Annotated in this window: 18 protein-coding genes and 1 other RNA gene; 6 read left to right on the top strand and 13 right to left on the bottom strand. The window is 68.0% G+C overall.

The features are described 5' to 3' along the window. The first annotated feature begins 71 nt into the window (after nucleotides 1-71). Both mtgA and CAP40_RS09380 read left to right on the top strand, forming a co-directional pair. Nucleotides 72-746: a monofunctional biosynthetic peptidoglycan transglycosylase gene (mtgA, locus tag CAP40_RS09385; RefSeq protein WP_086129403.1), complete on the top strand. Its 675-nt coding sequence runs from the start codon at nucleotides 72-74 to the stop codon at nucleotides 744-746. After that, nucleotides 721-1,158, top strand: coding sequence for an NUDIX domain-containing protein (locus CAP40_RS09380; RefSeq protein ID WP_086129087.1), 438 nt, complete (start codon nucleotides 721-723; stop codon nucleotides 1,156-1,158). The genes mtgA and CAP40_RS09380 overlap by 26 nt, the downstream gene beginning before the upstream one ends. A gap of 40 nt (nucleotides 1,159-1,198) precedes the next feature. Here the strand turns inward: CAP40_RS09380 and CAP40_RS09375 are convergent, their stop codons facing one another. The 3 genes from CAP40_RS09375 to CAP40_RS09365 are packed head-to-tail and all read right to left on the bottom strand — an operon-like array spanning nucleotide 1,199 to nucleotide 3,493. Beyond that, nucleotides 1,199-1,480, bottom strand: coding sequence for a hypothetical protein (locus CAP40_RS09375; RefSeq protein WP_086129086.1), 282 nt, complete (start codon nucleotides 1,478-1,480; stop codon nucleotides 1,199-1,201). A 60-nt stretch (nucleotides 1,481-1,540) separates the two neighbouring features. Further along, a complete protein-coding gene (locus CAP40_RS09370; RefSeq protein ID WP_086129085.1) occupies nucleotides 1,541-1,864 on the bottom strand; it encodes a YbaB/EbfC family nucleoid-associated protein in 324 nt (107 codons plus the stop codon). Nucleotides 1,865-1,873: 9 nt separating this feature from the next. Then, nucleotides 1,874-3,493, bottom strand: a complete 1,620-nt coding sequence (locus CAP40_RS09365) for a DNA polymerase III subunit gamma/tau (protein WP_086129084.1) — start codon at nucleotides 3,491-3,493, stop codon at nucleotides 1,874-1,876. 72 nt (nucleotides 3,494-3,565) lie between these two features. On the opposite strand from CAP40_RS09365, the gene CAP40_RS09360 reads away from it, so the two are divergent. Then, a complete protein-coding gene (locus CAP40_RS09360; RefSeq protein ID WP_086129083.1) occupies nucleotides 3,566-3,973 on the top strand; it encodes an NIPSNAP family protein in 408 nt (135 codons plus the stop codon). A 38-nt stretch (nucleotides 3,974-4,011) separates the two neighbouring features. Here CAP40_RS09360 and ffs read toward each other — a convergent pair. From ffs to CAP40_RS09335, 5 genes are all read right to left on the bottom strand, one after another. After that, nucleotides 4,012-4,109: signal recognition particle sRNA small type (gene ffs, locus CAP40_RS09355), an RNA gene on the bottom strand. Between the two features lie 83 nt (nucleotides 4,110-4,192). Then, nucleotides 4,193-4,411 carry a hypothetical protein gene (locus CAP40_RS09350; protein ID WP_086129082.1) on the bottom strand — a complete coding sequence of 73 codons (219 nt, stop codon included), beginning with the start codon at nucleotides 4,409-4,411 and terminating at the stop codon, nucleotides 4,193-4,195. A gap of 156 nt (nucleotides 4,412-4,567) precedes the next feature. Continuing rightward, complete coding sequence (locus CAP40_RS09345; protein WP_086129081.1) at nucleotides 4,568-4,903, bottom strand: 2Fe-2S iron-sulfur cluster-binding protein; 336 nt, start codon at nucleotides 4,901-4,903, stop codon at nucleotides 4,568-4,570. Next, nucleotides 4,900-5,991: a cysteine desulfurase family protein gene (locus CAP40_RS09340; protein ID WP_086129080.1), complete on the bottom strand. Its 1,092-nt coding sequence runs from the start codon at nucleotides 5,989-5,991 to the stop codon at nucleotides 4,900-4,902. The genes CAP40_RS09345 and CAP40_RS09340 overlap by 4 nt, the downstream gene beginning before the upstream one ends. Further along, on the bottom strand, nucleotides 5,988-7,064 hold the full coding sequence (locus tag CAP40_RS09335) for a cysteine desulfurase family protein (RefSeq protein WP_086129402.1): 1,077 nt from the start codon (nucleotides 7,062-7,064) through the stop codon (nucleotides 5,988-5,990). The genes CAP40_RS09340 and CAP40_RS09335 overlap by 4 nt, the downstream gene beginning before the upstream one ends. 97 nt (nucleotides 7,065-7,161) lie before the next feature. Between CAP40_RS09335 and CAP40_RS09330 the strand changes: the two genes are divergently transcribed. Next, nucleotides 7,162-7,818 (top strand): alpha/beta hydrolase, encoded by a 657-nt coding sequence (locus tag CAP40_RS09330; protein WP_086129079.1) that lies wholly within the window; start codon nucleotides 7,162-7,164, stop codon nucleotides 7,816-7,818. 93 nt (nucleotides 7,819-7,911) lie between these two features. On the opposite strand, the gene CAP40_RS09325 is transcribed toward CAP40_RS09330, so the two are convergent. The 5 genes from CAP40_RS09325 to CAP40_RS09315 form a co-directional block, all read right to left on the bottom strand. Continuing rightward, a complete protein-coding gene (locus CAP40_RS09325) occupies nucleotides 7,912-8,118 on the bottom strand; it encodes a DUF2093 domain-containing protein (protein WP_086129078.1) in 207 nt (68 codons plus the stop codon). 38 nt (nucleotides 8,119-8,156) lie between these two features. Further along, complete coding sequence (locus tag CAP40_RS09320) at nucleotides 8,157-8,999, bottom strand: alpha/beta hydrolase (RefSeq protein WP_086129077.1); 843 nt, start codon at nucleotides 8,997-8,999, stop codon at nucleotides 8,157-8,159. A gap of 130 nt (nucleotides 9,000-9,129) precedes the next feature. Further along, nucleotides 9,130-9,297, bottom strand: a complete 168-nt coding sequence (locus CAP40_RS20440) for a hypothetical protein (RefSeq protein WP_179188018.1) — start codon at nucleotides 9,295-9,297, stop codon at nucleotides 9,130-9,132. Next, on the bottom strand, nucleotides 9,297-9,473 hold the full coding sequence (locus CAP40_RS20435) for a hypothetical protein (RefSeq protein WP_179188016.1): 177 nt from the start codon (nucleotides 9,471-9,473) through the stop codon (nucleotides 9,297-9,299). Before CAP40_RS20435 ends, CAP40_RS20440 begins: the two co-directional genes overlap by 1 nt. Nucleotides 9,474-9,477: 4 nt before the next feature. Further along, nucleotides 9,478-10,446, bottom strand: coding sequence for a threonine/serine dehydratase (locus CAP40_RS09315; protein WP_086129076.1), 969 nt, complete (start codon nucleotides 10,444-10,446; stop codon nucleotides 9,478-9,480). Nucleotides 10,447-10,597: 151 nt separating this feature from the next. On the opposite strand from CAP40_RS09315, the gene CAP40_RS09310 reads away from it, so the two are divergent. Together CAP40_RS09310 and CAP40_RS09305 are read left to right on the top strand one after the other, a co-directional pair. Beyond that, a complete protein-coding gene (locus CAP40_RS09310; RefSeq protein ID WP_086129075.1) occupies nucleotides 10,598-11,839 on the top strand; it encodes a type III PLP-dependent enzyme in 1,242 nt (413 codons plus the stop codon). Nucleotides 11,840-11,984: 145 nt separating this feature from the next. Continuing rightward, entirely contained in the window at nucleotides 11,985-13,064 is a 1,080-nt protein-coding gene (locus tag CAP40_RS09305; protein ID WP_086129074.1) for a deoxyhypusine synthase, read from the top strand. Nucleotides 13,065-13,067 lie beyond the last annotated feature (3 nt).

Raw genomic sequence — 13,067 nt, 5'->3', positions numbered from 1 at the left:
CGCCGATGCCGGACCTCCGCCCGCTGGGCGAGGAATCTTCGCCGGGGAAAGCAAGGGCGCGCAAGCCCCTGCTGCGTCGCCTCCTCTTCTGGATCCTGAAGGCCGTCCTGCTCTTCCTGGCCGTCTCGATCGGCATGGTGATCGTCTACAGGTTCGTGCCGCCGCCGATCACCTGGACGCAGATCGGCGACATCGTCGGGGGCCATGGCGCCACCAAGCGCTGGATGTCGATCGACCGGATCGATCCCAACATGACGCGTGCCGCGATCGCCGCCGAGGATGCGCGCTTCTGCGCCCATCACGGCTTCGATCTCACGGCGATCGAGCAGGCCTATGCCCGCAACCAGAAGGGTGGCCGCATCCGCGGCGGCTCGACGATCAGCCAGCAGACCGCCAAGAACGTCTTCCTGTTCCAGGGCGGCGGCTATGTCCGCAAGGCGCTGGAGGCCTATTTCACGGTCCTGATCGAGAATATCTGGGGCAAGCGGCGGATCATGGAAGTCTATCTCAACGTCGCGGAGACGGGGATCGGCACCTATGGCGTCAACGCCGGCGCGATGCGCTATTTCAAGCATGACGCCTCGCGCCTGTCTCCTCGCGAAGCCGCCCAGATCGCCGCGGTGCTGCCCCTGCCCAAGAAGCGCGCCGGCATCGATCCGCGCGGCTTCACACGTCGTTACGGAAACGCGATAACTTCCCGAATCGGCACCGTGCGTGGGGATGGACTGGACGATTGTGTCCGGTGACGCGAATGAGGTGAGGACGCCGATCCGCATCGCCGCCGCGCTGATCGACGACGGTGCGGGCCATATGCTGCTGGTCCGGAAAAAGGGAGCTGCGGCCTATATGCAGGCCGGCGGCAAGATCGAGCCGGGCGAAACGCCGATCGAGGCGCTGCGCCGCGAACTGGCCGAGGAGATCGGCCTGATCCCTGCCACGGAACCCGCCTATGTCGGCCGCTTCCAGGCCCCCGCCGCCAATGAGCCGGGCCACGTGGTGGAGGCGGAGCTGTTCCACCTCACCGCCGCGCACCGGCCCGCCGCTGCGGCGGAGATTGCCGAGGCGCTATGGGTGCGGATCGCCGAGGCCGAGGCGCTGCCGCTCGCCCCGATGACCCGGGCCCATGTGCTGCCGATCGCCTTGAAGCTGCTGGGCTGACTTCATTCTTCCCCGGGCTGGTCCGGGGAAGGAATGAACGTCACTGGATCTTGTTCGCGGCGCTCTTGGCCGCGTCGCCGACATCCTTGGCCGCATCGCCCACCTTGTCGGCGGCGGTGCTGACCGCATCGGTCTTCGCATTCTCGCGGCTATTCTGGTTGAACAGATAGATGGCGCCGATCACCACCGCGATCAGCAGCGCCAGCCCGATCAACAGGCTGCCACCGCCGCCGCGGCGCTCGATCACCACCGTGCTGCCTTCCGTCTCGGTGACTCGCTCGGCGGTCACGCCATCGCTGCGCTCGGTTACGCGCTCGACCATTGCACTCCTCCTCGAACTTGCCCGTCAGCAACCGAGAAGACGTTGGAATGGTTCCGAAAATCAGAAGGGCAGCTTGAAGCCCGGCGGCAGCGGCAAGCCGCTCGTCATTTTCGACATCGCCTCCTGCGAAGCCGCATCGGCCTTGGCACGGGCGTCGTTGAAGGCTGCCGCGAGCAGATCCTCGAGCATGCCCTTCTCAGCCGGGTTCAGCAGCGAATCGTCGATCTGGATGCCGATGATCCGGCCCTTGGCCGAGGCCTGGACCTTGACCAGCCCGCCGCCCGACGCGCCTTCCACCTCGATCTTGTCGAGATCGGCCTGCGCCTTGGTGAGCTCGGCCTGGACGTTCTGCGCCATGGCCATGATGTCTTCGAGACTCTTCATAGATACTTCCTAACTTCCGGTCTTGCTCCAGCCGATCAGCTCGGCATCGGGAAAGGCTTCCATCGCGGCGGCGACCATCGGCGAGGCGAGCACCGCGTCGCGCTCGGCCTGCTCGTTCGCCGCCTGCTCCTCGCGCAGCGTCATCGCCTGGGCCGGCACGTCGACGCACAGCAACTTCCAGTTGGTGCCGGTCAACTCCTTGAGCGCGGCACCCAGTTCCTTGATGAAATCGAAGGGCAGCGGCCGCGCCGCCGCGAACTCCACCTCGGTGCCCGCGAAACGCACCGGGCGAAGATAGTCGCGCACCTGGGTGGCGAGCTGGAAGCGGCGCTTCTCCTCCAGATAATCGGCCAGCTGGCCGAGGCTGGTGGGCATCGCCGCGCCGTTCGGCCCCGCCGCCGCGGGAGCACCGCCACCCGAGATGGTGACGCTGCCGCTGGCGATCTGCCGCGCGAGGTCGCCCGGGTCGGGCAGCTGCGAGGCATGGATGACGCGCAGCAGCGCCATCTCCGCCGCCTCGATCGGCAGCGCCGCCCGCGCCACTTCGTCGTGCCCGCGCAGCACCAGCTGCCACAGCCGGTGGAGCGCCGGGAAGCTCAGCCCGGCCGCCCAGCGCTCGAGCGATTTCAGCTCCTCGGCCGACTGGCCCGAATTGGCATCGGTGCCGAGCTTGGCAAGGGTGACGGCATGCACCGTCTCGAGCAGCGTGCGCAGCACCGCCTGCGGATCGACGCCAAGGTCGTACTGCCCCCGGAGCGACGCCAGCGCGCCGGGCGCATCGCCCTCCAGCAGCAGCCCGAACAGCGTGCGGATCGCGCCGCGGTCCGACAGGCCCAGCATCTGGCGCACCGCCTCGGCCTTCACGCCCTCGCCTTCCAGGCCGGCGTGCGCGATCGCCTGGTCGAGGATCGACAGCCCGTCGCGCGCCGATCCCTCGGCGGCGCGGGCGATCAGCGCCAGCGCCTCGGGCTCCGCCTCGAAGCCCTCGGCCTGGGTCACCCTGGCGAAATGCTCGGCAAGCAGCTCGGCCGGGATGCGGCGCAGGTCGAAGCGCTGGCAGCGCGAGAGCACCGTTACCGGCACCTTGTTCACCTCGGTGGTGGCGAACAGGAACTTCACATGCGCCGGCGGCTCCTCCAGCGTCTTGAGCAGCGCGTTGAACGCGCTCTTCGAGAGCATGTGCACTTCGTCGATGATGTAGATCTTGTAGCGCGCCGAGACCGCCGAATAGCGCGACGCCTCGATGATCTCGCGCACGTCGTCGACGCCGGTGTGGCTGGCGGCGTCCATCTCGATCACGTCGATATGGCGGCCCTCGGCGATCGCCCGGCAAGGCTCGCAGACGCCGCAGGGATCGATCGTCGGCCCGCCCTGCCCGTCCGGGCCGATGCAGTTGAGCGCCTTGGCGATCAGCCGCGCGGTCGAGGTCTTGCCGACACCGCGCACGCCGGTGAGCAGGAAGGCGTGCGCCAGCCGGTCGCGCTTGATCGCGTTGCCCAGCGTGGTGACCATCGCATCCTGGCCGATCAGCTCGGAAAAGGTCTGCGGCCGGTATTTGCGCGCCAGCACGCGATAAGCATTGTCGCGCGGCTGCGGAGGTTCGTCGAGGCCAAGCAGGGAATCGGACATCGTTTGCGTTCCTAGCGTGTTCCCGTCGCCGCGTCCAAGCCGATGGACTAAGCCCGGCATGGGAGGAATGCGATGAAGATGACCGGAATAGCGCTCGGGCTGGCGGTGGCGGCGATGCTGGCGACGGCCCCGGCTCGCGCCGCAGACAAGCCGCTCTACCAGCTTCGCGTCTATGCGCTCCACGAAGCCAGCAAGCCCGTCTTCCATGCCCGCTTCCGCGACCATGCGATGCGGATCATGAAGCGCCACGGCTTCGACATCGTCGCGACCTGGGAAGCGCGGCGCGACGGGAAGCCCGAATTCGTCTACCTGCTGCGCTGGCCCGACGAGGCGACGCAGAAGGCCGGCTGGGCGGCATTCATGGCCGATGCGGAATGGATCGCGATCAAGAAGGCGACGCTGAGCCCCGACGCGCCGATCATGGGCGAGATAGAGGACCGGACGATGCGCCTGACCGACTATTCGCCGCCGTTCCCGTGAGGGCGACGGCCGTCGCGGACGCGATGGCGATGTGTGGATGCGGTGGGAGCCGGAACGACCCGCAGCGAAATCGTTGTGGCTGCTTCCTTCCGGATCTGACCAGGTTGGCGACGACTGCGTCCGCCCGACTCCCGCGGCGCATATGGGCAAAGTCAGGCGGTTAGGCAAGGGCGGGAACGCAGGCACGCTCCCGCCCGAAACCCTTGGCGTCCGCAATCCTTAGCGGACGCGCACCTTGCGGCACACCCGCTGGCGATGGCCATGGTGCCACTTGGTCTTGCACACGGTGCGCCATTTCGGGCGCTTGTGGTGCGGACGGTGGTGCTGGATGTCCGCCTTGCCGGCGATCGCCGGCGCCGCCGGGGCGGCGGCGGCATTGGCGGCCGGGATGGCGAGAGTCGCGGCAGCGGCGGCCGCGAGGATCGGAAGCAATTTCATATCTTCTCTCTCCTGCTTGCGGGGGAAAGAGCCCCCCGATGTCGGAAACCGGAACGATCGTTTCGGTTCCATGCTCGATCCTGAAATTGAACCGATTTCGACAGGCTGAACGGATCGCTCAGCCAAGGGTCATCCGAGATTCCGCTGCAATACGCCTCAGCGCCCCTGCATGTCGCGGTGCCCGGCCGGCATGTGCACCACCAGCCCGTCCAGGTCCGGCGTGAGCAGGATCTGGCAGGCCAGCCGGCTGGTACGCACCGCGCCCACCGCCAGGTCGAGCATGTCTTCCTCTTCCTCCGCGGCGCGGGGCAGCCGGGCAAAATAGTCGGGATCGACGATCACGTGGCAGGTCGAGCAGGCCATCTGCCCTTCGCAGGTGCCCTCCAGCGGCTGGCCGTCATTCTGCGCCACTTCGAGCAGGCGCAGCCCCGCCTCTGCCGTCACTTCGTGCCGGTCGCGCCCGTCGGCGCTGACGAAGGTGACGCGGATCATGCCGCGCGGCTCTGCCGCCGGGCGGCGGCGACGATCCGGTCGATCGCATGGAGCAACGCGTCCTCGGTGGTGTAGCGCCCGAAGCCGATGCGGATGCTCGCGCGTGCCTCGGCGGCAGAGAGGCCGATCGCCTCGAGCACATGGCTGGGCCGCCCCGATCCGCTCGCACAGGCCGATCCGGCGGAGAAGGCGACATCCCGCAGGTCCGACATCAGCCGGGCGACGTCGAGCCCGTCATGGCGCAGGTTGAGATTGCCGGGATAGCGGTCCCCCTGCGCGCCGTTCAGCACCCAATCGCCGGGAATACGGGCGAGCGCGGCGCGGAAGAGCTGCTCGGCATGGGCGTGATCGGCCCCGAGGCGCTGCTTGGCGAGCCTTGCCGCCGCGCCGAACCCCGCGCACAGCGCGGGCGACAGCGTCCCCGAACGGCCCGCCGGCTCCTGCCCGCCGCCATGCATCAGCGGCTCCAGCGCCACGCCGTCGCGGATCCACAGAGCGCCCACGCCCTTGGGCCCGTGGATCTTGTGTGCCGAAACGGCGATCAGGTCGCAGCCATCGGGGATGCGCACCCGGCCATAGCCCTGCACCGCGTCGCACAGGAACAGCGCGCCGGCGGCACGGGCGAGATGCGCCAGCTCCTCGATCGGCTGGATCACGCCGATCTCGTTGTTGACCAGCATCGCCGCGACCAGGCCGGTGCCCGGCCCGATCGCCGCCCGCGCGGCGGCGAGGTCGACCAGCCCCTCGGTGCCGACCGGCAGCACGACGACCTCCCTGCCCTTGCGGTGCTCTGCCGCGGCCGTGTCGAGCACGGCGGCATGCTCGGTGGCGATCGTCACGATCCCGCCGCCCGTGCCCTTGATCGCCCAGTTGAGCGCCTCTGTCGCGCCGCTGGTGAAGCTCACCGTGCCACCCCGCGGAAGCAGCGCGGCGACATCGTCGCGCGCCGCCTCCACCGCGGCCCTGGCCGCCCGGCCCGGGGCATGGGCGGAGTGCGGATTGGCGAACTGGGTCTCCAGCAGCGGCAGCATCGCGGCCAGCGCCTCGGGCGCGAGCGGCGTGGTCGCCTGATAGTCGAGATAGGTCATGCGGCCCTGTTTCTGGCCTCGATCGCGATCCGGCGCCAGAGCGTCGTGAAGGCATCCACCTCCGCTTCGGTGGTACCGCGCCCGAAACTCACCCGCACCACTTCGCGCAATGCCGGCTCCTCCCAGCCCATCGCAGTGAGGACATGGCTCGGCCGCATGCTGCCCGAGGAACAGGCGCTGCCCGCCGAGACCGACATACCGGCCAGGTCGAAGCGGATCAGCTGGGCGGCGGCGGAGACGCCCGGCATCCGATAGGCGCCGATCAGCGGACTGCGCGGACGGCTTGCGCCCACCGTGTCGCCACCCGCCGCGACGATCGCCGCCTCCAGCCGTGCCCGCAGCGCCGCCATTCGGGCCAGATCTTCGGGCGTCTGGACGGCAATCGAATAGCCTAGTGCACCGGGAAGGTTCTCGGTGCCCGCGCGATAACCCTTTTCCTGCCCGCCCATCGGCAGCAGCACGCCGAAGTCGCGCACCAGCAGCGCCCCGATCCCCGGCGGCCCGCCCCGCTTGTGCGCGGACACCGCGACAAGATCGGCATGGCGCAGCACCGCATCGTCGGCGCGCGCGGGCATCTGTGCCGCATCGACCAGCAGGATGGCGCCCGCCGCGTGCACGATGTTTGCGATTTCGGCGATCGGCTGGCGCACGCCGGTCTCGCTGTTCGCCCATTGCACCCCCACCAGCGCGCGCGGCCCCGCGGCCAGCGCGCCACGCAGCGCGTCGAGATCCAGGATTCCGTCGCCGTCCACGGGCAGCACCTGCGCGCCTTCCGAATGGCGCAGCACCGAATCATGCTCGACCGCGCTGATCAGCCGGCGCGGCGCCACCGAGCGGCCAAGCGCGATCTGCAGCGATTCGCTGGCGCCGCTGGTGAAGACCAGTTCGTGCGCCCAGCCATAGGCGGCGGCGACGTCGCTGCGCGCCTTTTCCAGCGCGGCGCGGGCCGCGCGCCCCTCGGCATGGGGCGAGCTGGGATTGGCCCAGTGGCGTATCCCCGCCTCCACCGCCGCCAGCGCCTGCGGCAGCATGGGAGTGGTCGCGGCATGGTCCAGATAGATGCGGTCGGCCAAGCGAATCTCGTTGTAATTGCGCAAAGGGGCGCGCTGCCTATATAGCGCCCAACGCACCGCGCTCCACAGCGCGCCTCCAATTCAAAGCAGGTCTGCCTTGCCCGAAGTCATCTTTCCCGGCCCCGAGGGGCGCCTCGAAGGCCGTTTCGCTCCCGCTCCCAAGCCGCGCGCGCCGGTCGCCATGATCCTCCACCCGCATCCCAATGCGGGCGGCACGATGAACAACCGCATCGTCCAGGAAGTCTACAAGACCTTCCAGCGCCGCGGCTTCGCGACGCTGCGCTTCAATTTCCGCGGCGTCGGCAAGAGCCAGGGGACGTTCGACAACGGCATCGGCGAACTGTCCGACGCGGCGAGCGCGCTCGACTGGGTGCAGAGCTTCCACCCGGAGGCGAGCAGCACCTGGGTCGCCGGCTTCGGCTTCGGTGCCTGGATCGGCATGCAGCTGCTGATGCGCCGCCCGGAAATCCGCGGCTTCATCTCGATCGCGCCGCCCGCGAACATGTTCGACTTCACCTTCCTTGCCCCCTGCCCGTCCTCGGGCATCATCATCCAGGGCGAGAATGACGAGGTGGTCACGCCGGGCGCAGTGCAGAAGCTGGTCGACAAGCTGCGCACCCAGAAGCACATCACCATCCATCACGACACCATTCCGAGCGCGAACCACTTTTTCGAGCACGAGATGGACGACCTGATGAAGAGCGTGGACCGCTATCTCGACATGCGGCTCGACCCCAACTCGCCGATCCGCTGATTCCCGCATCCCGTCACCCCGGCGAAAGCCGGGGTCTCCGGCGGCTGGCGCAGGTTGACGGCACGAGCGCCCGGCTTTCGCCGGGACGACCGCCTATTTCTTCAGATTCCCCGCCCCGCCCGCCAGCATCGCCGCGGTCGCCTCGGCCGCGCTGCGATAGGCTTCCTGGAACTCGGCGCTCCAATATTTCAGCTCGTTGAGCGGAATCTGCTCGCCGCTCACCGCGCACAGCACATAGCTGCCGGGACGCAGGATATCGAATTCGGGCGTGTCGTAGTGGAGCTGGGCGGGGCCGTTCATGCCGCCTATCTAGGGATTGCGGCGCCCGCGTCCAACACTCAGCGCGCCAGGACCGTGTCGATCCACCGATCGACCACCGCCGTCGCCGGATAGCCGGGGTCGCCCAGCGCGCGGTTGATCTCCATATGGCCGCGCAGCCCGCGTCCCGCAAAGCCCTGCACCGTCACGTGCGCACCCGCCGCCGCGAGCGCACGCCCCAGCGCTTCGGACTGGCGGGTGCCGTCGGCACGCTCCACGTGCAGGATCAGGAAGTCCCGCGCATTGGGCGCCGCCGCCTGCAAAGTCGGCGAGAGCGCGCGCTGGCGGGCGGGATCGCGGCCGAACGCGGCATCATAGGTGCCGCCCATGATCCGCGGGCCATCGGCCATCTGCGCGGGCACGTCATAGGCCGCGCCGTCGAGCAGCACGACGCCGGCCAGCTTGTCGACGCCCCAGCCCGCCTTGCGGAGATAGGCGGGATCGGTCGCGACCAGCGCCGCCAGATGCGCGCCCGCGCTGTGCCCCATCACCACGATCTTGCCCGGATCTACCCCCAGCGCACGCGCATGCTGCGCCAGATAGGCCAGCGAATCGGCGACGTCCTGCGCCTGCTGCTCCACCGTCGCACCCGGTACGAGCCGATAGTCGACGCTGGCGAAGGCAAAGCCGCGCCCGGTGAAATGGGCGATCTTCGCGGCGCCCGTGGCATTGCCCTTGTCGCCCCGCTGCCAGCCGCCGCCATGGACGAACACCACCAGCGGCGCGGCGTCCCCCGCGCCCTTGTAGAAATCGAGCTTCTGCAGCTGCGCCGTGCCATAGGCGATTTCGCGCGCCGGCGCGGATTGCGCGGACGCGGGCGTGCCGGCGAGCAGGAACGGCAGCAGGATCAAGGGCTTGCGCATCACGCACCTCATCGGCCGGGCATGCGAAGGATATGCGAGCGGCGCAGGGGCGTCCAACGATCTTGTGTAACCAGATGTGTCAGCGCCCCCAGGGGAGGATTGGCTTGGCGGCAATACGCCCTGGACCGCTTCAGATCTGCAAAATCAACAGGTTGCCGAGGATCACGACCGCGCAGATCCACATCAGGATCGCCTTGGTCCGGTCGGCCCGGAACTGTTTCCACCCGCCCCAGACGAGCGCGCCCATGGCGATCACCGCGATGCTGAGCCAGAGGGGTTCGAGGCCGGGATCGGGCATCAGCTGGCGATCAGCCAGACCAGCAGCCCGGTCGCCCCGATCACGCCGCCGAACAGCGCGATCATCCGCGGATCGCCGCGATAGGCGATGCGCAGCACCCCCCAGAGGAAATAGCCCAGCGCGCGCGCGCCGACGCTCATGACGTTGGCGATCACGGCGCCGAGGCGGCCGGCCACCGGGTCAGTCTTTCCCGGCAAGGACTTGGGCATAGGCATCGGGATCGGCATTGCCCCCGGAAAGGATCACGAGCAAGCCCGGCTTCACGTCCAGCCTGCCCGCGAGCAGCGCCGCCAGCGCCACTGCCCCGCCCGGTTCCACCACCAGCCGCAGCTTCGCCGCGGCCCAGCGCTGCGCCGCGCGCACTTCCGCCTCGCTCACCGCCAGCCCGGTCGCACCCCGCCGCGACAGCACGTCGAAAGTGAGCGGCGAGACGCGTGTGGTCTGCAGCGCGTCGCACGCCGTGGGCGGCGGATTGTCTTCCACCGGCTCGATCCACCCGGCATCGAGACTGCGGCGCATATCGTCCCAGCCCTCGGGCTCGACCGTGACGATCTCCGCATCGGGCAGCGCCAGCGCCAGGCCCGCCGCCAGCCCGCCGCCACCACAGGGCACCAGCACATGCGTGAAATCGGGCAACCGGGCCTCGACGATCTGGGTCATCGCCTCGATCCCGGCGCTCCCCTGCCCCTCGATGATCCAGGGATCGTCGAAGCTCGGCACCAGCGTCGCGCCGCGGGCATGGGCAAGGTGCGCGGCGATCTTCTCGCGGCTCTCGGTCATCCGGTCGTAGGAGACGATCTCCGCCCCCATCGCCAGCGTCGCGTCGCGCTTCACCCTGGGCGCGTCGGCGGGCATCACGATCACTGCCGGGATGCCGAGCTTCTTCGCCGCCCAGGCGACTCCCTGGGCATGATTGCCCGAAGAAAAGGCGACCACGCCCTTCTCGCGCGCGGGATCGTCCAGCGCCGTGAGCCGGTGCCAGGCGCCACGGATCTTGAACGCGCCGATCGGCTGCAGGCACTCGGCCTTGAAGCATACCGGCACCCCGCGGATTTCCTGAACGAACAGAGGGGTTTGCGGAAGGATCTCGGCGACCTTCGAGGCGGCGTCGCGAACGCCCGCGCGTGTAGGTTGTCGCACAATTGTCACAATTCACCCCCGCCGTAATATTCCGGGCCTCGAATCACTTTACACCCCGTTCCAACGTCCTTATGTGCCGCCTTCCGCTGCCCCATGGGACTTCCAACCGCAAGGCAGCTTTTGTCAACGATCGCCGTAAGGCACTTGGAGGTCCCTTGAGTTGCACAAGCATCATCGCGCGCTGGGGTTAGCACCCCTTTCGACCGCCGGCTCCACCGTGACCGGCATCGACATCGCCAAGCAGGGTCCGGTTCAGCCGGTCACGCTCGTCCGTCCGCACGCCGCGGCACGGGCCGCCCGGTTCTTCGTCGAGAAGTTCCCGGGCAAGGCAATGTATGCCGTGAAGGCGAACCCTTCGCCCGAACTGCTGCAGATCCTGTGGGACAACGGCATCACCACCTATGACGTGGCGTCGATCGGCGAAGTGCGCCTGGTCGCGCGTACGCTGCCCGAAGCCACGCTTTGCTTCATGCACCCGGTCAAGGCCGAGGAAGCGATCGAAGAAGCGTACTTCACCCACGGTGTCCGCACCTTCTCGCTCGACAGTCTCGAGGAGCTGGAGAAGATCGTCCGCGCCACCAGCCGCGACGGCGTGGCCGCGAGCGACCTGACGCTGTGCGTGCGCCTGCGCGTCTCGTCGGATCACTCCAAGCTGAGCCTGGCATCGAAGTTCGGCGCCGGCCCGGGTGAAGCCGCCAAGCTGCTGTTCGAGACCCGCCAGGTCGCCGACGCGCTGGGCATCTGCTTCCATGTCGGGTCGCAGGCGATGTCGCCGGAAGCCTATTCGAACGCGATGGAGCGCGTGCGCGCGGCGATCGTCGAGTCGGCCGTCACCGTGGACGTGATCGACGTCGGCGGCGGCTTCCCCTCGACCTATCCGGGCATGACCCCGCCGCCGCTCGAAGCCTATTTCGAGACGATCCACCGCGCGTTCGAAAGCCTGCCGGTCTCCTATTCGGCCGAACTCTGGGCCGAGCCGGGCCGCGCGCTGTGCGCCGAATACAGCTCGATCGTGGTGCGCGTGGAGCGTCGCCGCGGGGCCGAACTGTACATCAACGACGGCGCCTATGGCGCGCTGTTCGACGCCGCGCATATCGACTGGAAGTTCCCGGTCGAGCTGCTGCGCGAGCCGGAATCGAACGCCAAGGACGTCGAGTTCAGCTTCTACGGCCCGACCTGCGACGATCTCGATTACATGAAGGGCCCGTTCCTTCTGCCGGCGGACACCCGCTCGGGCGACTATTTCGAGATCGGCATGCTGGGCGCCTATGGCTCGGCGATGCGGACCGCGTTCAACGGCTTCGGCACCGATGCGACCGTCATCGTTGCCGACGAACCGATGGCATCGATGTATGTCGAGCTTTCGGAACGCCAGCCGGCGTGGAACGTCGTCAAGCTGTAACGTCACAACGCTTTAAACCGTCATCCCTGCACGGGCACCGCCTGCGCAGGGATGACGGATATGTTTCTGGGGTCTAAGGGCCCCGATATCGGGTTACCGCGTCCCCTTTGAATGACGGCGGCATGGCAAGAATATGGGAGACCCCATGACCGACACCCTCACCAAGACCGCGGCGGCCAACGCCCCGATCAACGACACCCGCAAGGCGGAGCTGCTGTCGAAGCAGGTCAAGCATATCGACATCAAGTCGTTCGACGCGCGTCCGATCGTCGACGCGATGGCCGATATGAGCTTCACCAGCCGCGACCTTGGCCGCGCCACCAAGATCTACAACGACATGCTGGCCGACAAGGACTGCACCGTCGTCCTGGTGATCGCGGGCTCGACTTCGGCCGGCGGCTGCATGGACCTCTATGCCGAGCTGGTGCGCAACAACATGGTCGACGTGATCGTCGCCACCGGCGCCACCATCGTCGACATGGATTTCTTCGAGGGCCTGGGCCACAAGCATTATCAGGCGCTCGAGATCCCCGACGACGACACGCTGCGCTCGCTCTATATCGACCGCATCTACGACACCTACATCGACGAGGAGCAGCTCCAGGACTGCGACCACACGATCAACAAGATCGCGGAATCGCTCGAGCCCAAGCCCTATTCGTCGCGCGCCTTCATCCGCGAGATGGGCAAGTATCTCGTCGAGCACGGCAAGAAGGACAACAGCCTGGTCAAGCTCGCCTATGAGCATGACGTGCCGATCTTCTGCCCGGCGTTCGTCGACTCGTCGGCCGGCTTCGGCCTGGTGAAGCACCAGGTGGACGCGGCCAAGGAAGGCCGTCCCTATATGGTGCTCGACGCCATCGCCGACTTCCGCGAGCTGACCGAGATCAAGATCCAGGCGGGCACCACCGGCCTGCTGATGATCGGCGGCGGCGTGCCGAAGAACTTCATCCAGGACACCGTCGTCTGCGCCGAGATCCTGGGTCATGAGGATGTGGAAGTGCACAAATACGCAGTGCAGATCACCGTCGCCGATGTGCGCGACGGCGCCTGCTCGTCCTCGACCCTCCAGGAGGCGGCATCCTGGGGCAAGGTCAACACCGGCATCGAGCAGATGGTGTTCGCCGAAGCGGGCTCGGTCATGCCGCTGCTGGCGTCGGACGCCTATCACCGTGGCCATTGGCGCGAGCGCGTGAAGCGCGGCTGGGCGAAGCTGTTCGCCTGATCA

The organism is Sphingomonas sp. IBVSS2 (assembly GCF_002127225.1).
In the GTDB taxonomy this organism is placed as follows: Bacteria; Pseudomonadota; Alphaproteobacteria; order Sphingomonadales; family Sphingomonadaceae; genus Sphingomonas.
This window is presented reverse-complemented; position numbering and strand designations above follow the sequence as displayed.